Origin of the sequence: Streptomyces sp. NPDC046197 (genome assembly GCF_040646295.1) — a bacterium.
In the GTDB taxonomy this organism is placed as follows: domain Bacteria; phylum Actinomycetota; class Actinomycetes; order Streptomycetales; family Streptomycetaceae; genus Streptomyces.
Window position 1 is genome coordinate 1 of sequence record NZ_JBEYZY010000025.1, and the last position, 26,191, is coordinate 26,191.

14 protein-coding genes and 2 pseudogenes are annotated in these 26,191 nt (G+C 68.3%); 7 read left to right on the forward strand and 9 right to left on the reverse strand.

Annotated features, from left to right (window positions below):
• The coding region (locus AB0A61_RS28950) for a transposase family protein (RefSeq protein WP_361298421.1) at positions 1-206 on the reverse strand (206 nt) is incomplete at its 3' end.
• A 189-nt stretch (positions 207-395) separates the two neighbouring features.
• Between AB0A61_RS28950 and AB0A61_RS28955 the strand changes: the two genes are divergently transcribed.
• Positions 396-1,448: a site-specific integrase gene (locus tag AB0A61_RS28955; protein WP_361298423.1), complete on the forward strand. Its 1,053-nt coding sequence runs from the start codon at positions 396-398 to the stop codon at positions 1,446-1,448.
• A gap of 1,100 nt (positions 1,449-2,548) precedes the next feature.
• On the opposite strand, the gene AB0A61_RS28960 is transcribed toward AB0A61_RS28955, so the two are convergent.
• From AB0A61_RS28960 to AB0A61_RS28975, 4 genes are all read right to left on the reverse strand, one after another.
• The gene (locus AB0A61_RS28960; protein ID WP_361298426.1) at positions 2,549-3,070 is read right to left on the reverse strand and encodes a hypothetical protein; all 522 of its coding nucleotides are present in this window, start codon (positions 3,068-3,070) and stop codon (positions 2,549-2,551) included.
• A 12-nt stretch (positions 3,071-3,082) separates the two neighbouring features.
• Positions 3,083-14,152 (reverse strand): LamG-like jellyroll fold domain-containing protein, encoded by an 11,070-nt coding sequence (locus tag AB0A61_RS28965; RefSeq protein WP_361298429.1) that lies wholly within the window; start codon positions 14,150-14,152, stop codon positions 3,083-3,085.
• A 229-nt stretch (positions 14,153-14,381) separates the two neighbouring features.
• Positions 14,382-14,891, reverse strand: coding sequence for a BMP family ABC transporter substrate-binding protein (locus AB0A61_RS28970; protein ID WP_361298432.1), 510 nt, complete (start codon positions 14,889-14,891; stop codon positions 14,382-14,384).
• The gene (locus AB0A61_RS28975; protein ID WP_361298435.1) at positions 14,891-15,244 is read right to left on the reverse strand and encodes a hypothetical protein; all 354 of its coding nucleotides are present in this window, start codon (positions 15,242-15,244) and stop codon (positions 14,891-14,893) included. The genes AB0A61_RS28970 and AB0A61_RS28975 overlap by 1 nt, the downstream gene beginning before the upstream one ends.
• A 640-nt stretch (positions 15,245-15,884) precedes the next feature.
• Here AB0A61_RS28975 and AB0A61_RS28980 point away from each other — a divergent pair.
• Together AB0A61_RS28980 and AB0A61_RS28985 are read left to right on the forward strand one after the other, a co-directional pair.
• On the forward strand, positions 15,885-18,053 hold the full coding sequence (locus AB0A61_RS28980; RefSeq protein ID WP_361298438.1) for an MMPL family transporter: 2,169 nt from the start codon (positions 15,885-15,887) through the stop codon (positions 18,051-18,053).
• A gap of 166 nt (positions 18,054-18,219) precedes the next feature.
• Positions 18,220-19,347, forward strand: coding sequence for a HAMP domain-containing sensor histidine kinase (locus tag AB0A61_RS28985; protein WP_361298441.1), 1,128 nt, complete (start codon positions 18,220-18,222; stop codon positions 19,345-19,347).
• Positions 19,348-19,393: 46 nt separating this feature from the next.
• Here AB0A61_RS28985 and AB0A61_RS28990 read toward each other — a convergent pair whose 3' ends face one another.
• The 3 genes from AB0A61_RS28990 to AB0A61_RS29000 all read right to left on the reverse strand — a co-directional run bounded on the left by AB0A61_RS28990 (position 19,394) and on the right by AB0A61_RS29000 (position 22,014).
• Positions 19,394-20,071 carry an RraA family protein gene (locus AB0A61_RS28990; RefSeq protein ID WP_361298444.1) on the reverse strand — a complete coding sequence of 226 codons (678 nt, stop codon included), beginning with the start codon at positions 20,069-20,071 and terminating at the stop codon, positions 19,394-19,396.
• Entirely contained in the window at positions 20,068-20,955 is an 888-nt protein-coding gene (locus AB0A61_RS28995; RefSeq protein ID WP_361298447.1) for a hypothetical protein, read from the reverse strand. Before AB0A61_RS28995 ends, AB0A61_RS28990 begins: the two co-directional genes overlap by 4 nt.
• Before the next feature lie 69 nt (positions 20,956-21,024).
• The gene (locus AB0A61_RS29000) at positions 21,025-22,014 is read right to left on the reverse strand and encodes an alpha/beta hydrolase (RefSeq protein ID WP_361298449.1); all 990 of its coding nucleotides are present in this window, start codon (positions 22,012-22,014) and stop codon (positions 21,025-21,027) included.
• Positions 22,015-22,157: 143 nt separating this feature from the next.
• Here AB0A61_RS29000 and AB0A61_RS29005 point away from each other — a divergent pair.
• Positions 22,158-22,765 (forward strand): annotated as a pseudogene (locus tag AB0A61_RS29005) (helix-turn-helix transcriptional regulator).
• A gap of 113 nt (positions 22,766-22,878) precedes the next feature.
• Here AB0A61_RS29005 and AB0A61_RS29010 read toward each other — a convergent pair.
• Positions 22,879-23,355, reverse strand: coding sequence for a MarR family transcriptional regulator (locus tag AB0A61_RS29010; protein WP_361298452.1), 477 nt, complete (start codon positions 23,353-23,355; stop codon positions 22,879-22,881).
• A gap of 73 nt (positions 23,356-23,428) precedes the next feature.
• Between AB0A61_RS29010 and AB0A61_RS29015 the strand changes: the two genes are divergently transcribed.
• The 3 genes and pseudogenes from AB0A61_RS29015 (at position 23,429) to AB0A61_RS29025 (ending at position 26,112) form a co-directional block, all read left to right on the forward strand.
• The gene (locus AB0A61_RS29015; protein WP_361298455.1) at positions 23,429-24,352 is read left to right on the forward strand and encodes an alpha/beta hydrolase; all 924 of its coding nucleotides are present in this window, start codon (positions 23,429-23,431) and stop codon (positions 24,350-24,352) included.
• Between the two features lie 156 nt (positions 24,353-24,508).
• Positions 24,509-24,727, forward strand: a pseudogene (locus AB0A61_RS29020) (transposase); the annotation flags it as partial.
• A 164-nt stretch (positions 24,728-24,891) separates the two neighbouring features.
• On the forward strand, positions 24,892-26,112 hold the full coding sequence (locus AB0A61_RS29025; protein WP_361298458.1) for a serine hydrolase domain-containing protein: 1,221 nt from the start codon (positions 24,892-24,894) through the stop codon (positions 26,110-26,112).
• Positions 26,113-26,191 lie beyond the last annotated feature (79 nt).

A 26,191-nucleotide genomic window follows, 5' to 3' on the forward strand; every position in this document is an offset into this window, starting at 1 on the left:
GTGATCTCGGTGATGGTCCGGGCGCCGGAGAGCACTGCGCAGGCGCAGACCAGCAGCAGGCCGATCAGGGGATACCACCGCCCGCGACGCGAACGCGGATCGGGTACGCGCTGGAGGTGGGCACGCAGGCGGCCGGTGTCGTGCTGGTGAAGGGGGTCCAGTTTCACCAGGGCGGCAGGTATCAGGGAGGATGGAGCGGCAGGCACGGGACCTCGATGTGATCAGCTGGCGTAGACACCCTGGTGATCACCGGTCTCGTGCCTGTGCTGTTGCCGCGTCAACTCCCGCCGGGTACGGACGATCTATCTACACGATCTCGGAACTTGCAACCGCCCTGCCTCGGTCGGGCAGCTTCGCCGGACCAGGGTTCTCCAGGGGCCGCCAAGGCTCACACCGTGACGCTTGCGCTCGGCCTTGGCGGCCCCTGGAGGTTCCTGGTACGCCTCCGGGGCCCGGCCGAGGAGGGACCTACCCGCGGCAGCCTCTCATTCCCGCGCTACGACGCACCCGCGTACGACCGCCGGCCTCCTCGGCTGAAGGCCAGGGACGTACGCACCTTCCTCGACCGGCTCCGCACCACCTGCCAGTGCTGCGCCCACAACCTCGACGCCGCAACACGCCGCTGCTGCGCCATCGGCAACTGCTGCAACAGACGCTTGTCCCCGCTCACCGTCGCCTACGTGCACTCCGTACTCAAGTCCGCACTCGAACACGCCGTCCGGGAGGACGAACTGCCCCGCAACGTCGCCCGCAACGTCAAACTCTGCCAGGCCCGTCACCGGCGCTTCGAACCGCTCACGGCCGACGAAGCACGCCGCTTCCTCAAAGTGGCCCGGCAAGACAAACTCCGGGCTCTGTGGGAACTAGCTCTGAGAACCGGACTGCGACGCGGTGAACTGCTCGGCCTCGCCTGGGCCGACCTCGACCCGGCCGCCGGCACCCTCAACATCCGCCGCAGCCTCCAGCACAACCCCGCCGGAGGACTCACCCTCTTCCCCACCAAAACCCGCGCCGCCGAACGACGGATTGCCCTGCCCACAGCATGTCTGGCCGCCCTCGAAGGACACCGCCAGGAGCAGGAGCGTCAACGCACCGCCGCAGGGGCTCAGTGGCGGGACAGCGGCCTGATCTTCACCACCCGTGTCGGCACACCTCTCGGCCCCAGCGACGTCGCCCGGCGATTCACCGGACTACTCGACCAGGCAGGCATTCGACGAGTCCGCTTCCACGACCTCCGGCACACCTGCGCGACGCTGCTCCTCGAGCAGGGCATCCAACTGGTCACGATCAAGGAATTGCTCGGCCACGCCAACATCGGCATCACCGCCCAGGTCTACGCCCACGTCCGCCTGCGCCTCCAACACGACGCCATCAACCAACTCAGCGACGTCCTTCGGGATGGCGACGATCCCGGAAGCCAGACGACAGCCACAGTTGCACCCGACTGACACCCGACGCAGAAGCGCGGGAGCCCCCACCGTGAACTACGGGTGGGGGCTCTGTGCGTCCGCTGGCGTTGCCGTCAGCGTTGCCGTCAAGTCGTCACGCTTACCGCTTCTGAGCGAACCACTTGGCCACCAGCGTCCAACCGAGACCACTTTAAAAGGGCGGCCGCTCCGGACCGGACGGAGGCGTTATCTGCAGGCGGTTCCCCTCCCGCATTTCCAACGGCCAGCGCTGGTCGATGACGACAGCAGCGTCCTTGCAGGCTTGGCACGCATTCGCCCATCCTGGAATCCACGGGTACGGCGAAGGAGACATGCCATCTCGACGGATTCCGCAAAGGGTCGCGCTGAAGTACCCGTACGCATGAGAGATGTCAGCGGGCAGTCCTTCGGCAACTGCCCGTTCCCAGCGCAAGTTCATGGGCATGTATGCCGGCCGTGATACCTCCTGCGGGCCGGACCCAACGACGGTTACCGCATAACACCAAGAGCACAACCACTCCTCGTCCTGGTGCTGGTTCGACGTTATCGACAACCGCCGCATCTGGTGTCCGCATACGTCACAGATCACAGTCCAGTCCTCTCACACGGCCGTTGATTGAAACAGCCCTCGGGTACCGCCAGCAGGAAGATCCCCAACGCACGCTTGCACAAGCTCTGGAGTCGGATTCGACAGCTCACGTCCCGTCCCAGAATCTCCTGTTTATCGCAGTACGCCATTGCGTGAATTTTGGCAGCTGCAGGTGCGGCACACCAACGAGCAAGAAAGCTGGGGAGGCTGATGTCGACAGGAGCAATCACACGACCATAATAGCGGGTGCAGTCAATGACGGCCCTCAAACAATGAAGCGCTTACGCGATCCTTTCGATCATCGCGCAAGCGCTCCACTGCAAACGCGCCCGACCCCGCAGGGCCTTACACGTATTCGATGCGGTTAATCAGCCCCACCGACGAAGACTCTATTCCGGATGAGTCCGGCCTCATTTCGCCATATAACCATTAGCTTAGAGCCCTCCGAAGCATGTCCCGCATTGCCGGAATGCAGTAATCACATGGCCCATAGGCCGCACCTTCAGCCTTGTGCAGGTACAAATTGGCAAACTCAGGCATGCGCGGTAAAGGTGGCCGGGATGCGTTCCGGGAAGTTCCTCGGGAATGACGAAAAAGTAACTTCTCGCGTCAATGTCGCCGTCAGGAATGGAACAATACCACCATCGAAGAATTCCCACACGTCATTCCTTGCAGAATTCAGTGCGATCGTCCATCTGTCAGGGGCATGTTGTGGTCTGGCCACCCAGTACACGGTGTCGCCGTTATCCGTCACCGCAACCGCAACCAACTCGCTCGGATCTGCCGGGATCACTTCCCCGTGGTCAACATAGGCTTGCAAGATCTCCCGCGATCGAGCAACTCGGGATTGCAGTCGAATGGGCGCGAATTTGGTGACGGGTTGCAGAACTTCAAGGAACCCATCGATGGTACCGGGACCATAATTCTCCACAAGCCACTTGTAGTCGGATGGAAGCTCGTGACCAAGATCGGCCTCGACCTGGTTCCACGGAATCTCGACCGCGGGCCGCGCGGCCGGTTCCACTACTTCCCGAAACCTCTGCGTATCGAACATGACTTCCTACCGTCATTCATCTATGTGGAACATTCCAGCCGGGTTGGGGAGATCCCTTTCAAGTTTGAACCCACGGTTTCCGTAAGCTCTGATTTCCAACCTGATAGGGGCAACGTCACCGGCTCGGTCATAGATCGCCCTGACGTTGTATTGGATGGTCTCACCAGCGTCGACTGCATCGGCCACTTGTTTTTCCACCTCATCCCTCATGATGGGAGTATTGATGGGGTCCTGAGTGAGAGTGACGAGGTTTTCCTCCAGATCTCCGCTACCGCCCAGCTTGTCTGCGAGCAAGTGACCCCGCGCCTCGTTGTAGAGGCTCCCGTTGCCGCTCCAACCCGAAGGGTCGATTGCCTTGTTCGCCGGCGTCCCCTTACGCAGCATGGATTTCGTGATTGTCGCAGAGACCCCAGTGGCTCTGCCGTCGTCGTCCAAGGCGTGATAGCGGACAGCATTGCCATGCTCGTAGACATCGCAGTTGTGGACCAGAACCGGTGTATCGCCAGCCTCCACATAGTACGTGTGGAGGGTGCCGATGGTGAGGTCGTAGGTGATGGTGTGCGCGTGGTAGAGGCGGACACCGGTGACCTCGGCCGTGCCGGTCGGGGTCTGGAGGACGTCCCCGGCCGTCAGGTGTTGGGCGTCGACGAACGCGGAGCGGGTCTCGTCGTAGAAGGGGTGGTGGAACGTCGTCGTAAGACGTGCCCCGAGGTCGTCCGCTTCCGCCGCGCCGGCCCCGCCCTGGTGGGTCGAACTCGCCGCGCTGACCGCCGCCACCGGTGCCGTCGCCGGCTGTTGGCCGTGACCGTGGCCGTGGCCTGCCCCCAGTGCGCCCAGTACCGCCGCCGAGGCCGCCAGGCCGAAGGCCGCCTTGCGGACCGCCTTCTTGGCCAGGGACTTCGCCGCGGCCTTCGCCCCGGCCTTCGCCGCGCTCCCGGCGCCCGCTGCGGTCGTCTTCTTGATGGTCAGGTCCACGAAGTCGTGGTCGGTGCGGGTGACGATCACCGCGGTGACCTTGTGGGCCTCCACTCCCTTCGCGCCCGGTACCGAGTTGGCGATCACGTCGCCGACCTTCACCTGGTCGATCGCCTTGGCAGTGCCGCCGGCCATCAGCACCCGCGTGGCGCCGGTGAAGCTGTGCGTCTCGCACTTCACTGGCTTGCCCGGAGCGTCCTCGCCTGCGCTCGGGCGCCCGGCGCCGGCCTCCTCCGTGCTGGAGCCGGCCGAGTCGGATGCCGCGCGGCTTGCCGCGGCATCCGTGGCATCCCCTGCTGCCGCGTCGGCGGCCTCGGACGCTCCCCTGCCGAACAGTCCGCCCACCGCGTCCAGCGCCTTGGGCATGACCTTCGCCATGATCTTGCCGCCGACCGCGCCGAGGGCGCCGCCCAGGGCACCGCCGATACCGCCGGCCAGGGCGGCTCCGCCGAACGAGCTGAGGCTGCAGGCCGATCCGCCTCCCTGCGCACACTTGAAGCCCTGCTCGACCAGGCCGCCCACCGCTCCCGACAAGGCGGCGCAGCCGACGGTGCCGATACCCGCCGTCACCGCCTCGCAGCCCACAAAGACCGCGGTGGAAGCGACGAACGAGGTGATGGCCGCCGCATGGTGTTTGACGAACTTCGCTGCCGTCTTCACCGCGTGCACGGTGGCCCGGTAGGCCGTTCTCGCCACGTGGGCTGCCGCGTGGATGACCCTTCGGGCCACACGGGCGACCGCATGGTAGGCGGTTCGCGCATAGTGGACCGCCGCGCGGTAGTAGTGCCGGACATGCCGTGCGGCCCAGTGGTAGATGCGTCGTGCCCGGTGAACGGTCCAGCGGTAGGCGTCGCGTACGTGGTGGTAGACGTAGCGGGCGGCGCGGCGGACGGTGCGGACCACCCTGTGAACGACCGTGGCGGCTGCGTGGTAGGTGTAGTCCCAGGCGCTGCTGGCCCACGACGAGGCGGTGTCCCAGGTGTCGGATGCCCAGCTGGAGGCGGAGTCCCAGCTGCTGGAGGCCCAGCTGGAGGCGCTGTCCCAGGTGTTGGAGACGGAACTGGTCAGGTCGTCGAACCAGCCGTGTCCGCTGGGGTCCGTGCGGGTGAGCGGGTTGCCGTCGACGTAGGCGAAGGGGTTGGCGGCGGCGGAGTTGGGGAGCGGGTTCAAGGACATGGTGTCCTTGTTCATGAACTGCCCGGTGGCCGGGTTGTACCAGCGGGCGGCCATGTTGACCTTGCCGGTGTTCGAGTCGGTCCAGCCGGACTGGTAGCCGAGTTGGCCGAAGGTGTTGCTGCTGGCGGTGGTGTTGCCCAGCGGGTCGTACGTCGTCGAGCCGGCCAGGGTGCTCGCTCCGGCGGCAAAGGTGGCCACCACGTCGTCGTGCTGGTCGGTCATGGCCAGCCGACCGGTCGAGGTGTCGGTGGCACCGGCGTTGTTGATGCCGATCAGGCCGCCGGTCGGGTCGTAGGTGTAGGTGTAGGAGCCGTCGCTTGCGACCTTGTTGTCGGCACCGGAGTACTGCAGCGTGCGCGCCGGTCCACCGCCCGCCGTCGTGTCGGTCATGACACGGCCGAACGCGTCCAGACCGTAGGTCTGAGTGTCGGCAGTGATCTGCTGGCCGTAGGCGTCGGAGGTGAAGGACTGCGTGCCGGACGGACCGGTCTGCTGACTCAGCGTGCCGCGTGCGGTGTAGCTGTAGGAGTTGGTGCCGTCGGAGGTCAGCTGGTCACGGGCGTCATAGGTGTAGACGTTCGAGCCGACCCGCGTGCGGTTGCCGGAGGCGTCATAGGCGTACGCGGTCGTGGAGGCGCCGTTGTTCCACGAGGTCAGCCGGTTCGCCCAGTCGTAGGCGTAGGTGTTGTTGGACGCCCCGGTGACCCCGGTGGTGTTCTTCGAGGTGAGGTTGCCGTTGAGGTCGTATCCGTAGCTGATTGAGGCCAGCGTGGTCGAGCCCTGCTTGAGGGAGTCGCCGGTCAGTTCGTGGGAGCTGTTGTAGGTGTAGGTGCGGGTCTGGCCGGTGCTGCCGTACTGGATGGTGGCCGGCTGCGACAGGGAGTTGTAGGTGTAGGTGAGGTTGGCGCCGGTGGCCGGATCGTTCAGGGTGGCCAGGCGTCCGGCGTTGTCGTAGGTGTACGAGGTCGTTCCCGCGGCGTCGGTGCGGGAGGACATCAGACCGTCATTGCCGTAGGCGAACGAGCTGGAGCCTGCGGTGCCGGACGCGGTGAGCAGGTCCCCGCGGTCGTCGTAGGTGAAGGACTCGTTGGTGGCGGCCTGGTAGCCGGGCTGCCCGGAGGTGCCCGCTACCGCGGTGGCCGCGGTCAGGACCTGGTTGTTGGCGTCGTAGGTGAAGGAACGTGTGGCGGTGGCCGCTTCGGCGCCCGAACCGGACTGCTGGGTGACGTTGCCGAGCTTGTCGTAGTTGATGTCGTACGACACGTTGCCGGGCTGGCCCACGTGCACCAGTTGGCCGTCGCCGTTGTAGCTGTACGTGGTGGTGGAGTCGGCCGCCGAAGTGTAAGTGCTGGTGGTCGGGGCGACCACGCTCTCCGGCAGACCGTAGGAGTTGTAGTTGGTGATCCAGTTGTTGCCGCGTCCGTCGGTGAAACGGGTGCGGTGACCTGCCGCGTCGTACCCGAATGAGGTGGTGATGGAGGTGTTGGCGTCGACCGGCTGGACCTCCTGCGTCACCATCCCCGTGGCGTCATAGGTGAACGTCGAGGTGTGGCCGTTGGCGTCGGTCGCCGAGGTGACGTTGCCGTTGCCGTCGTAATCCTGCGAGGTCTGCGCCAGCAGAGTGCTGGAGGCGTCGTACTGCTTGCTGGCAGTGGGCAGGTCGGAGGCGTTGTAGTCGGTCGTGGTGTACGTACCGTCCGGCAAGGTCGTCTTCTGCCTGCGGCCCGCGAAGTCGTAGCTGTAGCGGGTGGTGTTTCCGGCGCCGTCGGTGAGCGCGGTCGGCTCGCCGATGTTGTCGTGGCCGTAAGAGGTGACTCGGCCTTCCGGTGAGGTCTGGCCGGCCAGGAACGCACCACCGGGGTTGGTGCTGCTGGCCGCGTAGGACAGCGTTGAGGTCAGCGTCCGCGAGGACGGGAACCGCTCCAGCGTGGTCTCGGTGACCTTCCGGCCCATCCAGTCGTAGGTGGCCTGGGTCTGGGCGCCGGTGCCGTCGGTCACCGAGAGTGGGTCGCCGGCCGTGTCGTACGTGCTGTGCGTCTTGGCGCCGTTCGGGTCGGTGACCTGCGCGACATCACCCATCTGGTCGTACAGGTACTGGTACTGCTCACCGTCCGGCTTGGTTTCGGAGGTGACGTTGCCGTCGCTGTCGTAGGCCCAGGTGCTCGTCGCCGTGATCGGCGTCTGGGAGCCGGGCGGTGTGTAGTTGGGTTGGGTTTCGGAGACCTTGTTGCCGTTGGCGTCGTAGGCGGTGATGTTCTCGTTGTTGTTCGGGTCGGTCTCTTCGACGGCCTCGCCGAAGGTGTTGAAGCCGCTGGTGGTGATCGGGTGCGCGGTGACCGGGGTGCCGCCGTCGGTTTCCACCGAGGCCGCGGGTGCGGTGGTCACGGCGAGGTTTCCGGCCTCGTCGTAGGAGTAGTTCGTGGTGTTGCCGTTCGGGTCGGTCGTCGAGGTCGGCAGACCACGCTCGTCGTAAGACCACTTGGTGGTCTGCTGGTTGGACGAGCCGACAGTTCCGCCGGTACGGCCATTGCCGTACAAGGTGGTGACCTCGGACGCGGACAGCGCCCTCGGGTAGACCTGCACATTGGAGACCGAGCCGGGCAGCAGGTCGCCTGCGGCGCCGTTGTACTTGTCGGCGCCGATCGTCAGCGGACCGCCGGCGTTCCACGGACTGCTGTTGGTGCCCGTCCCGGCGAGCGCGCCGTTGACGTAGAGCTGCATCGCGCCGGTGCTGACGTTGTACACACCGACCAGGTGTGTCCATGTGCCGGTGGTGGGCGCGGAGGTGGAGTACGCGGCCGGGAAGCTGGCCGGGTTGGCGGTGTCGGTGCTGGTGTCGACCAGTCCCCACAGCGGCGCATTGGTGTGCGCGTAGTTGTACTGGAGCATGAACGCGCTGTTCTGCGTGCCCGTCTGGGCCACGATGGCGGCGTTGTGGGTGGGCAGCGACGACATGTCCACCCACGCGGACACGGTGTAGGACCCGGTGGTGTTCAGCACCGGGCCGTTGGTCGCGATCTGCTGACCCGTGCTGCCGTTGAAGGCCGCCGCGCTGTTGCCCCAGGCCACCCCGGTGGCCGAGGCGGTGTTGCCGGTGCCGGATGCGTCGGCGACCGTGGTGCCCGAGGTCTGGTCGAGCTTCCACCAGCCGGAGGGGTGCCCGGAGGCGTCACCGTAGACGGTCCGCGAGGTGGCGTGGCCCATCGGGTCGTAGGTGGCGGTGGTGACGCGTTCGGCTCCGGAGGAGTCGTGCTGGTTGGTGGTGGCTGCCAGGTCGTCGGGGGTGTAGGAGACCTGGGTGACCCGGTTCACTCCGGTCGGGTCCACCGTGGTCGAGGTGGTGCGGGATGCCGCGTCCACCTGGTACTGGGTGACCGTCGCGCCGTTGTTGGTGGTGCGCTGGGTGAGGTTCCCGGCCGCGTCGTACTGGTTGGACTGCATCACGAACGCGTTCTGGCCGGACGAGTCCTTCTTGGTGATGGTCGCGACCAGGCCGTCGTCCAGGTACGTGTACGAGGTGGTGTTGCCCATCGCGTCGGTGATCGACGCCAGGCGGCCGGCCGGGTCGTAGGCGCGGGAGGACTCCACCAGGTCCTGGGCCGTCGAGGGGCTGACCGGGTCGCCGGTGTACCCCTTCAGGGTCTGGGTGAGCAGGTGCCCCTCGGCGTCGTAGGTGTACGCGGTGGTGGTGCCGTCCTGGTGGGTCTCCTGGGTCCTGTTGCCGTAGGCGTCGTAGGAGTAGGTGGTCGTCGCGCCGTTGGTTGCCGCGGCGTTGGCGTTGGCGTCCTTCTCGGTGGCGACCTGGTCGTACTGGTTGTAGGTGGAGGAGATGGTGCGCGGGGCGTCGCCGCCCGTGGCGTCCGACACCGTCTGGGAGGTGACGTTGCCGTCCGCGTCGTAGGTCGTGCTGGTGACCGGGGTGTGCTGGGCGCCGGTGACGCGGTCGGTCAGGGTCGGCTCGGTCTCCTGCGTGACCTTGCCCGCCGCGTCGTATACGTAGGAGGTCTTCAGGCCCGAGGGGTAGGTGTCCGAGACGACGGTCTTGGTCAGCACCCGGCCGACACCGTCGTAGGTGTACTGGGTGACCAGGCCGTCGGCGTCCGTGGTGGAGGCGACGTCGCCGTTGTGGAGGTAGGCGATGGTGTTGACCGCGCCGCCCGGGCTCACCGTCTTCACGGGCAGGCCGGCCGGGACGTTGCCGGAGTCTGCTGCCGGGTAGGTGGAGGTGCCGTCGCTGTAGGTGGTGGTCGTGGTCCGCCCGGAGGGGAACCCCGCCACCGCGGGCGTGGTCTCCGTGGTCTGGTTGCCCTTGGCGTCGTAGCCGTAGCTGGTCAGGTAGGTGGTGTCGGTGGCCGAGCTGGACCGGCCGTCCCGGCGGGTCAGCAGCAGGTCGTTCCGCGGGTCGGCGGTCGTCAGCTGCGCCGTCGTGTCATCGGGGTAGTAGCTGAAGTACTCCGTGGAGCAGGTGTTGGCCGCCTGGTTCTGGCAGGTGGTCGTCGACACGGTGTTGCCACGCACGTCGTGCCCCGTGGTGGTGGTCGCTCCGTTCGGGGCGGTGACGGTGTGCTCGAAGCCGGATGTGTCGTAACCGTAGCTGGTGGTGTTGCCCAGCCCGTCGGTCTCCGACAGCTTCCGGTAGCCGTTGGTGACGTCGTAGCGGTATGTGAGGGTGGCGTTGCCCGGGTCGGTGACGGCAACCGTGGACACCGGCAGGAGACCGCTGGAGTTCTTGCCCGCAGCGAAGTGCGCCTGGGCGTCCTGCGCCGTCAACTGCGACCGGTAGAAGGCGACCTCGGCGATGGAACCGGGGAAGTAGCCCAGAGTGTTGGTCGGGTGGTTGGTCCAGTTGCCGCCCGCGGCGCCGGCTCCGATGTAGGTGTAGCCCTGGCCGGTCGCCGACACGGTGCCGGACGTGGTTCCCGCCTGGTTGCCGTCCAGGTAGAGGACTTGCGCACTGGTGGACGCAGCGAGCATGACGTGGTGCCACTGCCCGTCGTTCACCTTGGCAGAGGTGACGATCTGGTTGCTGGTTCCGTGGCTGTCCCAGAACTTGCCGTACAGCTTGCCGTCGGTGCCGACATACAGCGCCGGGTTGTACCCACCGCAACCGACCGGGTTGTTGGTGATCGCGCATTGCTCTTCGTCGAAGAGCACACCACCGGCGGTGTTACCGGACGGCATCTTGAACCACATCTCGACCGAATTCGGCCCCGTGGTCACCGTCGCGGTGGAAGCAGGCAACTGCAGGTAGGAGGACGTGCCGTTGAACGAGGCGGCACTCTGGTCGCTGAACGGGCCGGCCGCGCCGAGGGTGACCGCGTTGTAGGTGCCGGTGCCGCCGCGGACCTCGTCTGCTGCGGCGCTGGATCCGGCGGCATCCCCGAGCCGCCAGTACCCTGCCGGGCCGCCGCCGAGCACCGCACCGCGGTAGGTCTGCGAGGAACCGGTCACGGACGGGGCGGCCAGCTTCCACACCCCGCCGTTCTCGTCGGTGAGCTGGGTGACGGCGGTGGTGGCCGGGTCGTAGGCGACCTGCGCGTACTTGCTGCCCGAGGGGCGGGTGATCGTGGTGAGCAGGCTCGCGGCGTGCGTGCCGTACTGATACAGGGCGTTGACGTCGGAGGCGACCAGCGGTCGGTTGTACCAGGACACGTCGGCGATGGAGCCGTTGAAGTAAGTGGCGTAGCCGGTCTTGTTGGTGGTGCTGTAGTTCGGCTCGTCGGGCCAGCCGCCGCCGAGGAACCCGGTGCCTATGTAGTTGAAGGGCTGATTGGCGCCGAACGCCACCCCGCTCTGGATGGAGACGGTGCCGGACAGGGTGCCGACTTTGGTGTTGTCCAGGAACAGTGACTGGGAGTTGCCCGCCGCCGACAGCACCACGTGATGCCACTTGCCGTCCGTCACCGCGGACGAGCTGACGATGGGAGCGGCGCCACCGCTGTACCAGAACTCGGCATTCAGCTTGCCGTCGGAACCCACATAGATGGAGGGGGTGTAATACCCGGTGGCGCTGCCTGCGGAGACGGGCGTCGAGGCGTAGGAGTAGAGGACTCCCGGACCGGACGAGGTCTTGAACCACATCGACAACGCGCCGGAGCTGGTGTTGTTGCCCAGGTTGTTGGGCAGCACCACATTCGAGGAGGTGCCGTTGAAGCCCGCCGCCGTCGCGGAGCCCCCGGTCAATGGACCGGGCTGGCCCAGCGTGACGTTGTTGTAGGTGGCGTTGGTCGTGCCCTCGTTGGCCAGCACCGCGTCCTTCGCGGTGGTGCCCGAAGCCTCGGACATCGGCCACATCGTGTACGGGGCCAGGTCCAAGGAGGCGTTCTGGTACTGCGAGCCGGAGCCGTAGGCGTAGGTCGTGCACTTCGTGCCGTCCGTCGGCGCGCACACCGAGGTCAACTGGTCGCCGGAGTAGCCATAGGTCCAGGTCAGGTCGGTGGTCTGGTCGGTGCCGGAGACCGGGTCGCTGTGCACGGTCGCCACATGCGCGGCATTCGCACCCGTCGGGGTGGACCACGTCAGATACAAGGACCGGCCGGAAACGGCGGACGCCATCTGGCTGACGTGGCCGCCGGACCAGGTGAAGTTCAGCGCCCGCCCATTGGCATCGGTGATCGATGTGATCCCGTACGCCCCGGACCCCAGCGACTGGGTGAACGTATAGACCGTGTCGTTCTTGTCGGTCAGCGAGTAGCCGCCCGTGATGGACTTGAACGAGGCCCAGCGCCCTGACGGCGGCGAGAACGAGCCGTCACCGTTCTTGCCGTAGCCGACCTGGGAGCCATCCGGATAGGTGACCGTGACCCCGACAACGGAGCCGGAGGCGTTGTACTGCTCGCTCGCCTGAGCGTCGAAGACGCTGGACCAGCCCGCGCCGAACGCGCCTGTCCAGCGCGGGTCGCGGGAGTTGTAGTCGCGGTCCACATCGAGGGCCGGGCCCGAGTTGGAGACGCTCGCGTCGATGTCGGAGGTGGTGTAGTTGCCGATCGCCGGGTCGAAGCCGTGCTCGCTGCTGTTCTGCGACAGCCCGGAGGTGATCAACGGCTGTGGAACCTGGATGTTCAGTGCGGACAGCGGCAGCGCCGGCGACCAGATCGAGGCGTCGTAGGCCTGGACCCGCCAGTAGTAGGTCTGCCCCCAGGTCAGCTTGCCCGCGGGGACGGTCCAGTCCCCGGTGGGTATCTGACCGGAGTCAGCGAGCTTGGTGTTGGTGTTGTCGTAGACCGTGAAGTCGTACTTGAGCGTGCTGCTGCTGCCCGTCGAGTTCGCCCCGGCCGCCCAGGCGGTCAGCTCCGGGGTGGTGGTGTAGGCGACCGCGTTGTTGTTGGGGTACTGCTGGTACAGCTGCGGCCCGGAGTTGCCGGTGTAGGTCACGTCCAGCCACGGGCCGTTCTTCGGGTCCATGAAGGAGCCGAACTTCTTCCAGTGCAGACTGTCCGTGGTGGACGCATACACCGCCAGGCCGTAGTCGGCCGTGGTTCCGTTCATCCAGCCCTGGATCGACGAGGTGGACAGCGGCACGCTCACCCAGTCGCCCACAGTGGGGTCCGACGAAGTGTTCGCACAGGCATGGGACACGGTGGGGGTGGCGTTGCCGATCGACGCCCCGTAGGAAGGACCGGGATAGGCCGTCACCGAACTCGGCGTCCACGACTGGGTGATCTGCGCGACGTCGAAACGCTCCGCGGTGCAGGTCGACGCCCAGGTGTCGAACAGGTTCAATGTCGCGGCGGTCACCGTGACACCGGAGCCGTCCCAGCTGGTGTACCAGTGGTTGACGAAGCTGTTGGCCGAGTGTGCTCCGGAATCGTACGAGCCGATCTTCAGGAACTCCTCGTAGGAGTGGTCTCCGCCGTTGCCCGACCCCGACTCTGCGTACGTCGTCGTCCAGCCGTCTTGGACCTCGGGGTCCACGGTGACCGGGAAGACACGGGCCGGGTTGTGCAGCCACGCGGCGTTCAAGGTCACCTTCAGCTTCCACTGCCCGCCACTGTGCACCAGTTGGTAGGTCACAGCGTGCGTGGTGGCCGGATCCCCGGAGCGGGGGTCGACCTTGGAGTCGTAGGCGTAGGCGTGCGGTATCTCCGCCACCGTCTTGCCGGAGGCGTCGACCAGGGCGATCGAGCCGTCCTTCTTCTGGACCGGGGTCAGGCCCTTGAGCTGAAGCGGAAAGGTCCAGGAGTTGGCCGCCCGTGCGGAGTGGAGAACGATCCACTCCTTCACCCCGGTCGTCAGCGGAGCCAGCGCCAGGTCCGTGTCCGGTAGCACGCCCGGGTAGGTGACCGTCGAGCCCGAAGCCGTACCGGCAACCTTGGCCGCACCCTGCAGGCCGTACGACAGCGAGTGACTGCCGTCCGCCGCGAAGGAGGTCAGGGCCTTGTCGTTCGCCGACGAAGCGAAGTCGACGGACAGGGAGTTGGCCTTCTCGTGCCAGCGCCCGTCCGAGGCGTGCTGCACACCGGTGTCGATCGGCTGCCACGCGCCGGAGCTGTCCCGGTAGTTCACCGGACGCTGGGCGATCTTCCGGGTGACCGAACCGTCGACATTCTCGAAGTAGTCGGACGTCGCTGAGGACTTCGCCGCGATACGGCGGCTCGCCTTCGCCGAGAACCCGGTCGCCTTGTGGCTCAGGCCCTGATCGGCATGGCGGGCGTAGGGCGCATACGAGGGCAGTTCTCCCTTGCCCTTGCCCGGCCGGTGACCCCTCCCACGGTGGGCCTTGGTCGCCGACGCGGGCGCGTAGTGACCGTGTCCCGCTGCGCTACCCGAGGCCTGCCGCGGCAGCTTGCCCCAATGCGTCGGGCCCGCCGTCAGCCAGTCGGCGAAGCGGGCCAGGCTGGGCATCGACAGCGACGGGAGGCTCGCTCCCATCGCCATCGCATCCTGCGTCGTCAGCATCAGTGCGAAGCCGACCAGGGTCAGAACCGCCACAGCGCGCCGCAAGCGTCGGGGCAGGCCGAACCGCCGACGCGAGCGGCACAAGGGACGACGACGCATGGTCACCAACTCCGTACAGGATGGGCACAGAAACGAGCCAACCTTGGCAGAGATGATCACCAAGCAGCTAGATCAACTGAGTAAGCTTCAGATAAGGACCCGGCGTCGACCAAGGGGCCTTTTCTTACAAGGTATTTGACGGCCCGTGGGGTGATTTTCCCGATTACCGATGCAGTGCAGCTTCCACCACGTGTGCGACTTCCTTGCGGGTGCCGGCGGACAGGCCCACCGTTGTCACATTCGGCCGAGTTGGCCCACCGCCGCCGCCCACCACGACGAACCGCGCCCTCGATGCCTTCTGTGCCACCTGCACGACGGCCCCGGCCTGCGCAGCCCCCACCCCGAGCACCATGTCGCAGTGTCGCTGAAGAAGGGAGTTGGCATACGGGATCGCGTTCGGCACCGTCGCCGGGCCGGTCACCTGGAGGTACGACACCTTCCCGTGCGTGGCCAGCGAAGCATCCTCCATGCCCGCCCACACCGCCGCCGCCTGCCTACCGGCGATCCCTCGATCGTCCGTCAGCAGACACGCCTGCGACGAGGTGTACTGCCGCGCCCTCACCTGCGGCGCATCGGAGCCTCCCCCGGGCCAGAACGCCACAGCGCCGGCGGCAACGACCAGGACGGCCGCCGAACCGGTGATCCACCGGGCACGACCCCGTATCCTCAGCATCACGACTCCCCCCGCGGCCGGTCCGACCAGGCGAGCAGAGAGTGCAGTGCCGCGCCCACCGTGCTCACCACCAACAGCACGAAACCGCCGGCGAACGCCAAACCCGTCCCGCCGTCCGGCGACTCGGCCAGGTCCGCTATCCAGAGCAGCCACAGGACCGTGAAGCCGGCGAAGGCCACCCAATCCGCCCGCCTCCGCCGCCGCGCGGCCAGCACAGCCGACGGCACCGGGCACAGCAGACCGAGACTGCCCAACGGCACTAGCGCCAGCAGGCATCGACTCACCCACGTCAAGACGCGCTTCCGGCGGCCATCACCCTCGGTGGGACCGCGGCCTTTCTGCAACGACGTCATGGACTACCCCTTAGTGGCAGCACAGACCGAAATGGTCACCTTGTGATGACCACTACTCGGCTCAAGATCGGGGAACGCTATCGCACGGCCTCCGGCATCGCGTTGACCGCCGGACACCCGGTTCGCGGCGCTCAACCACAACCCACGCCAACAGGCGTGGTGATGTGGGGAGCGTCCAATTGACGGCTCTGTCTCACATTCGGTTTGCGCCGTGAGGTGCCGTTGGTTCGAGAAAGACCTGCACCAACCCGCTGTCGCAGCAGTCGGGTTGAAGCTGAGGGCAGCCTGATCCGGGTGATGACGGGGAGAGCGAGAGCGGCCCTGACAACGCAGGGACGTGTCCAGTACTGCCAGATGGGGCGGGTCCGGCAAGCGTGATGGAGAGGAGTACGCGACTACCCGACAGCGCCCGCACGTGTATGAAGTCTGTGGGACTTCTATGCAGGCCACATCAGGCTCGTGAGCCGACGACAGCGTGTCGTTCCTACCCTGCGGCCATCGCCCCGATCCGCGCCGGGCGGTTCACCCCGGCGGTTTCCATGCGACGCCTCTGCGGCTTCGGGCAGTGAAAGCTTCCTGTAAGGAAGGAGTCCCGACACTTGCGCCCACATGTCGCTTCTGCAGTCTGGGGCCTGATGCCGTGAACGCCGTCACACGTTTCTGTCTGGATCACAAGCGCCTGGTCGTACTCGCCTGGCTGGTGCTGACAGTGATCGGTGCCATGACCGTCGGACAGGCCACCGGGCGTCTGACACACACCTTCGCCACCCCCGCCACCAAGGGCTACGACACCAACCTGCACCTGCTGCAGAAGTTCGGCATCGACGGCAATGAGCAGCCGTCCATCGGCGTCCTTACACTCCCCGCGGGCAAGGGCATGGACACCGCGGCCGGCCAGGACATCGCCGCGCACATCTTCGCAGCCGCGAACAAAGCGGGCCACCTGGCCGTCGCCGACTGGGCCAACACCCACGACTCCAGGCTCGTCTCCGCCGACAAGCGCACGACCTGGGCGATCTTCAACATGCCCAACCCCGACATCTCGACCGGGGCCGGGGTGATGGATCGCATCGAGCCAGCGCTCAGGGCCTCGGCGCCAGCAGGCGCCACCGTTTCGGTGACCGGCTTCGAGCAGATCCAGACCACCAGCCAGGGCTCCGCGGGCGGCGGCCCCGGTGTGCTGGTGGAAACGCTGATCGGAGCCGCCGGAGCACTGGCCGTCCTGCTCTTCGTCTACGGCTCCGCGCTGGCCCTCGTTCCGCTGCTGATCGCCGTGCCCGCGATCCTGACGACCTTCCTCCTGGTCCTGGGTCTCACCCACACCATGGACGTGAGCTTCCTGGTGGAGTACCTGATCGCCGTCATGGGGCTCGGTATCGCCGTCGACTACTCACTGCTGCTCATCACCCGCTGGCGCGAGGAACGCGAGGCCGGGCGAAGCAACGAGGAGGCGATCGTGGCCGCCGGCCCGACTGCCGGACGCGCCGTGGTGCTCAGTGGCCTCACCGTCGCCGCGGGTCTGCTCTCCCTGATCATCCTGCCGGTGCCGTTCCTGCGCAGTATCGGTGTCGGCGGCATGCTCATCCCGCTGGTGGCCATCGCCTCCGCGGTCACCCTGCTGCCGGTGATCCTCGCCGCATGGGGTCCGGCCCTGGACAAGCACCGCATCCGCAGGGGGTCGACGACGTTCAGCCGGGGCTGGGAGCGCTGGGCCCATGCCGTGGTGCGCCACCGCTGGGCGGCGGGCATCGCCGGACTGGTCATCGTCGTCGGCCTGGCGATCCCGGGACTGTTCATGAACACGGGACAGCCTCGTGCCAACTCCTTGGGGGGCAAGAGCCAGGCCGCGGTCACCCTGCACGCCCTGGAGAGGCAGGGGGTGCCCAGCGGGGTGGTCTTCCCCGTCCAGATCCTCACCCACGGCGGACCCGGCGCCGCCCAGGAAGCCGCACGGATCGCGGAGAAGACGCCCGGGATCTACACGGTTCTCGCGCCCGCGACGCCTTCCTTCCGGCAGGCAGGCGACTCCCTCATCACCGCCATCCCCTACAACGAGGGCAATACTTCCGCCGGAACGGCCACCGTGGCTCGGGTGCGTGCGGCACTCGCCAACCTCCCGGGAGGAGTCGAGGTCGGCGGCAACACCGCACAGAACGTCGACTTCAACCGCGCGGTGTACGGCAATTTCCCGCTGATGCTCGCAGTGATCTCGCTGCTCGCCTTCCTGCTGCTGGCCCGGGAATTCCGCTCCGCAGTACTGGCCGTCAAGGCCGTGGTGGTGAACCTGGTGTCGCTCGGCGCCTCGTTCGGTTTCCTGGTGCTCTTCTGGCAGAACGGCCTCGGGTCCCAGGCGGTCTACGGGATTGCGGCCACCGGATCGATCCGCAACTGGATCCCCATCATCACCTTCGCGTTCCTCTTCGGGCTGTCCATGGACTACGAGGTCTTCATCCTGGCCCGCATGCGTGAGGAATACGACCGCACCCACTCCACCCAGCAGGCCATCGTCGGTGCGCTGGCCCGGACCGGACGCCTCGTCACCTGCGCAGCGGTGATCCTCGCCATCTCCTTCGCGTCGCTGTCCAGCGCTCCCGACGTGGTGGTGGAGATGATCGCCACCGGACTGGGCGTCGGCATCTTCGTCGACGCCGTCGTCGTCCGGACCCTGCTGGTGCCCGCCCTGGTGGCGATCATGGGCCGGTGGAACTGGTGGCTCCCGGAGAGGCTCGCCCGGCTCCTGCGCGTTCCCCAGGCCGGTGGTGACGACGGGATCAGTTCTCCTGTCCCGGTGAGCGCCGGCCTCGACTGAGAGTGCGGGCGCCAGGGCCCGCCGAGGGCTTCCGACGCCCCCGGCTGCGAAGGGCCGCCGCCCGCTCCCGGGCGGCGGCCCCGCGCAGGTCGAGCAGTCCGCGCGCGGTGGCAGCTGGCCGCACCCGCTGCCCTCATCCGCCCTGGACCCCAACGCCCAAGCCCAGGTGCTCACCACGGACGGCGCCGTCCTTGCCGCCACCCCGGCCCTGCAGGGGCAGCGCGCCGTCTACACCCTGCCCCCCGGTTCCCAGGCCCCCGTGCGGCAGAAAGCCGCAGACACGGTGGTGAACGGCGAGGTACGCGTTCACGGCAGCCGGGCCACCGTCGGCGGCAGACCGGTGACGATCATCACCCTCACCACCACCGACCTGCTCAGCCAGGTCAACGAGACCTTCGCCCGGCTGCTGCTGGTGGGCGTGCCCTGCATCCTGTTGCTGGCCTGCGGCACCGTATGGCTGGTCGTGGGCCGGGCCCTGCGCCCGGTTGAGCGCATCCGCCGCTCGGTCACCGAGATCACGGCCGCAGACCTGTCGCGGCGCGTTCCGCAGCCGGACACCCACGACGAGATCGGTGACCTCGCGCGCACGATGAACGACATGCTCACCCGGCTCGACGACTCCGCGGCGCGGCAGCGGCGCTTTACCGCCGACGCCTCGCACGAGCTGCGCAGCCCGCTGGCGGCGATCCGCACCGCACTGGAGGTCGGCCTTGCCCACCCGGAGACCGCGCCCTGGCCGGAGGTCGCCCGGCGAGCGGTACGTCAGTCCGAGCGCCTGGAGACGCTCGTGCACGAGCTTCTCGTCCTTGCCAGGAGTGACGACCGCCAGCTCGTGACGCGACGGCGTCGGGTCGATCTCGGCGAGCTGGTCGAGGAGGTACGCGCGAACAGTGCCGCGCCGCGGGTGCCCGTCGGCATCGACCGCGCGAGGACCGGCGTGATGGTCGTCGGCGACGCCGAGCACCTGAGCCGTATGGTGCGCAACGTCCTCGACAACGCCATCCGCCACGCCCGGCACGCGGTCCAGGTCTCGGTCCTGGACGCGCCGCCCGATCAGGTGCGAATCGAGATCGCCGACGACGGCCCCGGCGTCCCGCCCGAGGAACGCGAGCGCGTCTTCGACCGCTTCGTCCGGCTGGACGCCAGCCGCGAACGCACCAGCGGATCGAGCGGTCTCGGCCTTGCCATCGCCAAGGAGATCGCGACCGCGCACGGCGGCCATATCACCTTCGACGAGGCCCCCGATGGCGGTGCACTCGTCCTGATCACCCTGCCACGCACCGCCGCTGAGTGAGCGCCGTAGTGGGCTGAGGCGCGGCTCCCTTCCACCAAGAGGGTCCTCAGTGCCGGACGCGGCGCAGCTCGAGCAGCTTCCGGATGCTGAAGTCGGCAGACCTCGACCACCCCACGACGTTCCGCTCTTCCTCTTGGATCAGCTCGGCCTTCTCCGTGATCCCGTGCAGTGCCTCCGCGGGGATCTGGAGGACTCCGTGGTCGTCGCCGTGCAGGATGTCGCCGGTCCGCACAGCCATCCCGGCCACCGTGACCGGGCCGCCCACCTCGATCAGGCGCATGTAGGAGCGGGCGACGCACAGTCCGGCCGCGTGGACCGGGTACGGCATCCCGCGCAGGCTGTCCGCGTCGCGTACCCGGCCGTTGGTGATCACACCGCGCACGCCCAGCGCCGCGAGCAGGCTGCCGTTCACTTCGCCGAGGAAGGCGCCGGCGCCCGCGGGCTCGTCGCAGTCCTCGACCACCACCACGACGGGACCGTCCTGCTCGCTGATCGCCCGGTGCAGTTGGGAGACCGGCACCGCGTCCCTCCCCGGCTCGCGGGCGACCATACGGGCGGTGACCGCACATCCGAGCATGACGCCGGCGCCGGTGACGCGGTGGATCGATCCGCCGGTGCAGCCGACGCCGTACGGACGCAGGCGCAGCGCATCGAGGGCGTTGCTCAGCGCGGGGGTGTCCCAGGCAGCGAGCCCTTCGAGAAGTTCGAGGTCCGTTGCCGTCATGGGGAAGCTCCTTCGGTGTAGTCGATGTCGATGACCAGATTGCGGTGCGCGTCGATGGACGCGGTGCAGTCGGGCCCGATGGCGCACGAGTTCTCGTGCTCCTCGAACACCGCAGGGCTGCGTACGGTGAAACCGGGCGCGAGCGCGTGCCGGTCGTAGACGTCCACCTCGCAGGCGTCCAACCCGGGCAGCCGCAGTGACCGGAGGCCGCGCCGTGGCCCGGCGGTCGCTGCGCGGTGGGCGGGCGAGGGACGTGCCGTCGGCAGGCTGGACCGGAGCAGGCGCCGACCGCCGAGGACCCGGCCGACGGGACCGACGCCGTGGAGGGGAGGGTCGCGGAGGTGAGCTTCCCCGGCGACCACTACCGCTGCCGGGTCGAGATCGCCGGAACGTGGGTCGAGGTGCACTCCCAGCAGGCCGTCCCTCCCGGCCCGGTCCGCGTGCGGATCCCGCCCGGCGTCACGCCGCGGTGGAAGACCGGGCTGACCATGGCGATGTCCGCCGGCGTCGTCGGCCATGAACGCCTCCAGGGTCAGCCAGAACGGCCCGGCGTTCTTCGCCCGCACCTCCAACGCCAGCTCTCCGAGGGTGGGCACCCGCGATCTCCAAGATCGCAAACCCGCTGTTGCTGCATCTGCCATGGCCGTGGCCTGGTCGGGGGTGGAGACCAGGAGCATGGCGCCCACCTCACGTGGCAGAGCGGAGGAGGTCTCCAGGTCGTCCAGGACGGCGTTGTGCCCGTAGAGGCGCAAGTTGGCGTCCCATTCGTCCTCGGTGAGCCCGAGGACGCCCTGTACGCGGTCGGTCAGCATCCTGCGCAGCAGGCGGGCCCACTCTGCGATGGAGGCGAGGATGTGTGGGTCGCGGATGCCGACGAAGGACACCGTCTCGTACCCGGTGATCGCGGCGCCCTCCAGCTCTTGCGACGGAGGCCGACCGGCACACCCGCCGATTCAGCCCTGGAGGGAGGCGAGCCAGGCGGTCAGCAGGCGGTTGACCTCCTCGGGACGCTCCTGCTGGATCCAGTGCCCGCAGCCGTCCAGGATATGGGTGGAGGCCAGGCCGGGGAGGGTGGCTGGGTAGGCGTCGATCGCGTCGGCCATCCAGGTCGTGGAAGCGTCCAGGGCGCCGCCGATGAACAGGGACGGCTGCTTGATCGGGGCTCCGGCGTACTGGGCGAGGTCCTCCCAGTCGCGGTCCATGTTGCGGTAGCGGTTGAGGGCCCCGGTCATGCCGGTGCGCTCGAACTCCCCGGCGTACACGTCGAGGTCGTCCTCGGTCAGCCAGGCGGGCAGCTTGCCGCCGGGGAAGCGGTCGCGCAGCCGGCCGCCGGTGCGGGCCACAAAGTGCGGGTCGGGCTCGCCCTGGGCGGGCATGGTGTCGGCGGACATGGCCGCGTAGAAGCCCGCGAGCCAGCCCCGGAGGTCGGGCTCCATCTCTGCTTCGGCCCGGCCGGGCTCCTGAAAGTACGAGACGTAGAACTCCTGGTCGCCGCCCATCTGCGCGAAGACGTCGGTGGGGCGGGGGCCGCCGGGCGGCGCGTAGGGGACGCTCAGCAGTCCGACGGCGCGAAAGACCTCGGGGTGGAGCAGGGCGGAGGCCGCCGCGATGCTGGAGCCCCAGTCGTGCCCGACGACCACCGCCCTCTCCTCGCCCAGGGCGCGCACCAGGGCGACGTTGTCCGCCACTAGGTCGAGCATCCGGTAGGCGTCCGTCGCGGCCGGCTTGGAGGAGCGGCCGTAGCCGCGCACGTCGAGCGCCACGGCCCGGTACCCCGCCGCCGCGAGGGCCGGGAGTTGGCGGCGCCAGGAGTACCAGGACTCGGGGAAGCCGTGGACGAGCAGGACCAGCGGTCCGGTGCCCTGCTCGACCAGGTGCAGGCGCCCGGCGGGTGCCTCGATGGTGCGGTGGCGCAGGTCGGCGGACGGCGCGGGCTGGTGCATCGCTTCTCCTCGGTTCACGGGCGGCCGCGGTTACCCACCGATCATGCGGCGCGGCGGCCGGGCGACGCGAACACTCTTGCCATCATGGCAAAGTGGCAGGACAGGGCGGTGGAGGCAGCACGGCCGGAGGGAGCGGGGCGACGGTGACGGACGACGGCATAGCCGACACGCTGGCGGCCATGGGCCCCGGCTGCGGACCGCGCGCGAGCAGCGCGGCGCCACACTCACCGGCGTCAGCCGCGCGACCGGCATCTCGCTGAGCACGCTGTCGCGGATCGAGACCGGCCGGCGCAAGCCGACCCTGGAGGTGCTGCTGCAGCTCGCGAAGGCGTACGACGTCTCCCTGGACGAGCTGGCCGGCACCGCACCCGCCGCGGCGGCCGGACCGCGCACCCCGGTGCCGCAGCGTTCCGGCAACGACAAGGCGGTGCTACCGCTGACCCGGTACGTCGGGGGCCTGCACGCCCACAAGCACGTCCTGCCCGCCATCGACGCGCCGCCGGCGCGGCCGCGGCAGGTCTCCCATGACGGGTACGAATGGCTGTGCGTCCTGTACGGGCGGCTGTGGCTGGCGCTCGGCGAACAGGACCTCGTCCTGAGCGCCGGGGACGTGGCCGAGTTCGACACCCGCACCGCCCACGGAGTCGCGAACGCCGGACCCGGCGAACCGGTCGAATACTTGATCATGTTCGGGCCGCAGGGAGAGCGCCTACGATCGCGCACCCCAGCCCCCGACCGCTGGGCCCGGTAGTGCGGAGCACAGCGTCCGGGCCCCCGCGACGGTGCCTGCGGCTTCACGCCTCGGCAGCGTCCGGATCACGCAGTGGTCGCAGGCCGCCGGGCAGGTCAGGATGCGCATGCCGGTCAGCCTGTGGGCAGGCCGATCTGATGGCGTTCGAGCACGGAGCGGAGCTCCGAAAGGACCTGCACGGCGGCTAGTCCTGAGGGGCCGCCGAGGGTGTCTGCGGTCAGCTCGGCCAGCGTTTCGGTGAAGGTTGCCTCCGCAGCCTCGACGAGTTGCAGGCCGTCATCGGTCAGGTCCAGCAGTGATGAGCGACGATCCGATGGATTGGTTCGCCGTATGACCCATGCCTGCTTCTCCAGACGGTCGATGCCCTTACTGGTCGCACCGATCCCGATGGCGAACTCAGCGGCGAGGTCCGCCACCCGGGACCCGGAGTGGTCGCGCAGGAAGCGCAGGAACTCGAACTGCGAGGTGACGATCCCGTGCCGCTCGCGAAGACGGTCGTTCAGCGCGTTGTAGAGGCGCGTCTCGCAGCGGACGAGGTCGGCGAAGAAGCCCGGGAGGTCGACCCGGCCACCGCTTGACTTAGATGCCATGGCATATATCTTAGCACGCACACAGATGCCTGGGCATATAGTTCCTCGGCATGCACTGGTAATGGAGGCGACAATGAGCAGGCAACAGCGCGCGGAGATCGACGCGATGGTCCGACGGCCGCAGCCGGAGGGCCCTCGGTCGGTGGAGGAGCTCCGCGCCGGGTTCAGGGCGATGATGGCCGAAATGATCGTCCCGGCCGGGATCCGCACCCGGACTGCGACGCTCGGCGATCGGCCCGCGGTGCTCGTCGAGCCGGCCGGCACTCCGAAGGCCGGGACGATCCTCTACTTCCACGGCGGCTCTTACGTGGTCGGTTCACCAGAGACGGCGATGTCGCTGACGGGGAACCTGGTGACCAAAACAGGGTTCAGAGCATTCTCGTTGGATTACCGGCTTGCCCCTGAGCACCCGTTCCCGGCCGCGATCGAGGACGGGCTCAGCGCCTACCGCGCACTTCTCGACAGCGGCGAAGACCCTTCGGCGATCGCATTCGCCGGGGACTCCGCCGGTGGCGGCCTCACTGCCGCCACCTGCCTCGCCGCCCGCGACGCGGGCCTGCCCATGCCCGCCGCGATCGTGGCGTTCTCCCCTGGACTCGACATGACCCGGACAGGCGGGAGCATGGCCAGCAAGGCGGGCATCGATCCGTTCTTCACGCGTGAGGGCCTGGAACACACCGGGGCCATGTACCTTGCGGGACAGGACCCGCACCAGCCCATGCTCAGCCCCGCCACCCTCGCCGACCTGACCGGCTTCCCTCCGATACTTCTGCAGGCGGGCACCAACGAAATGCTCCTGGACGACTCCACACGCATGGCCACGCACGCGAGGGAAGCCGGAGTGGACGTCATCCTGGACATCACCGCTGACGTTCCACATGTCTTCCAGGCGTTCGCCGGCGTCCTGGACGAAGCCGACGAGGCACTGGAGCGCGCCGCTCTCTTTCTCACTCAGCACATCCGCACCAGGGACACGGCACACACGTCGGCAGGTTGAAGCCCGCAGACCATCGCATACGGACCACGGTCCGCAACCCGGGCCCTGGCTCGCCGTTCCTCTTCCTTGCGGCCGGCGCCCCACCTCGCTCCGAAGGCCGTTCCCGGGGGTGCGTTCTCCGTGGGCGGTGGCTCACGCGGCCAGGTTAAGACCTTCTTGCGTGACGCGAGTGCAACTGACCGACACGAATGGGCGTTCGTCGAGCCGTACCCGTCGATCGGCGAATATGGCCCGTACCCCGAGCGGCTGCGACAGCAGTTCGAGGGCGTGATCTGGCGGTTCAAGACGGGCGGGCAGTGGCGGGAGATGCCGGCCGAGTTCAGCGCCTGGTCGACCGTCCACAACCGCTTCCGGCAGTGGCGTGACGCCGACGTCATCGTGCTCCTCTACGCACAGCCTTTGAGCAGGGTCGTCCGGCTCACTGTCGACGATGTGCTCCGCGACGGAGACGCCATACTCCTACGGCTCGGGGAACCGGCCTCACCCGTCCCCGCTCCGGTCGACTCCCTGCTGCTGGAGCACATCGCGAACCGCGATCGGTGCTCGGCGCCACGCTGACCGCCTGCGGGGCGGCGTCCGCAGCCCCCACCCCAACCCCCGCCTCCGCCCGCGGCCCGCCGGCCGCGTTCGCCCAGACGACCGTCGACGCCGGCGCACCGGGCGTGATCGTACGGGTCGACGACGGCCGCCACCCGGTCACCACAATCGCCGACCAGGCCCACTGGACCACCGCCGGGCACCGGCTTGCGGCGAACGACGAGTTCCGGATGGGCTCCAACACCAAGACCATGGTCGCCACACTGGTCCTGCAGCTGGTGGCCGAACACCGCCTCGCCCTGACCGACCCGGTCGAGCAGTGGCTGCCCGGCCTCGTCCCGAACGGGCGTGCGATCACCGTACGGATGCTGCTCAACCACACCAGCGGCCTGTTCAACTACCTCTACGACCCCGCCGTCCTGGCCGCCTACACCGGCCGGGACACCCGCCGGTGGATGCCGGAGGAACTCCTCGCCGCAGGCACCGCCCACCCGCCGCAGTTCGCCCCGGGCACCCGCTTCTCCTACAGCAACACCAACTACATCGCACTCGGCCTGATCCTCCAACGAGCCACCGGTCACAGCCTCGCCGACCTGATCCAGCAGCACATCGCCCGCCCGCTGCACCTGCGCCACACATACCTGCCCAGCAGCCCCGCCGTCAGTCGCCGGCTCGCGCACGGGTACGAACCCGACGCGGCCCACCTGCCCCCCCCTGCCCCCCTGCTCCCGCCGGGCACCCCGCCGGGGACCTCGTTCGCCGGCCCGCATCGGGGCGCCGCCGACGTCGACACCACCGCGGTCAACCAGAGCACGCTGTGGGCCGCCGGCGGCGTGGTCTCCACCGCAGCGGACTGGGCCCGGTTCGACACCGCGCTCCTCTCCGGCAAGCTGCTCCCCGCCGCCCAGCTCGCCCAGATGCGCACCACCGTCCCGGAAGACCCGACCGCCACGAACGGCGACGGCTACGGCCTGGGGCTGCGCAAGGTCGTCTTCCCCTGCGGCACTGTCTGGGGCCACGACGGCCAGGCGGCCGGCTACTCCAGCGAGACCTACACCGACCCCACCGGCAAGCGCACCGTCGCCGTCCTCACCAGCACGGTCTTCGACCTCGCCCGCCCCCGGGCGGCCGCCGCCCACCAGGCCCTCGTGAACGCCGCCGTCTGCACCATGCTCGGCGGGCGCCTCCCCACCGGATCGTCGCCGTCACCGACCGCCCGCTGAGCCCGGTGAGGACGAGCGCCGACCGCGCGCAGGACATCGGACGTGCCAGCGTGGTTGACGATGCACGTTGTACCGCCCA

Excerpts from the sequence above, each read along its gene's own strand:
- AB0A61_RS28960 (WP_361298426.1), bottom strand. The coding sequence starts at position 3,070 with ATGTTCGATACGCAGAGGTTTCGGGAAGTAGTGGAACCGGCCGCGCGG.
- AB0A61_RS28970 (WP_361298432.1), bottom strand. The coding sequence starts at position 14,891 with ATGCTGAGGATACGGGGTCGTGCCCGGTGGATCACCGGTTCGGCGGCC.
- AB0A61_RS28975 (WP_361298435.1), bottom strand. The coding sequence starts at position 15,244 with ATGACGTCGTTGCAGAAAGGCCGCGGTCCCACCGAGGGTGATGGCCGC.
- AB0A61_RS28990 (WP_361298444.1), bottom strand. The coding sequence starts at position 20,071 with ATGACGGCAACGGACCTCGAACTTCTCGAAGGGCTCGCTGCCTGGGAC.
- AB0A61_RS29000 (WP_361298449.1), bottom strand. The coding sequence starts at position 22,014 with ATGCACCAGCCCGCGCCGTCCGCCGACCTGCGCCACCGCACCATCGAG.
- AB0A61_RS29010 (WP_361298452.1), bottom strand. The coding sequence starts at position 23,355 with ATGGCATCTAAGTCAAGCGGTGGCCGGGTCGACCTCCCGGGCTTCTTC.
- AB0A61_RS29015 (WP_361298455.1), top strand. The coding sequence starts at position 23,429 with ATGAGCAGGCAACAGCGCGCGGAGATCGACGCGATGGTCCGACGGCCG.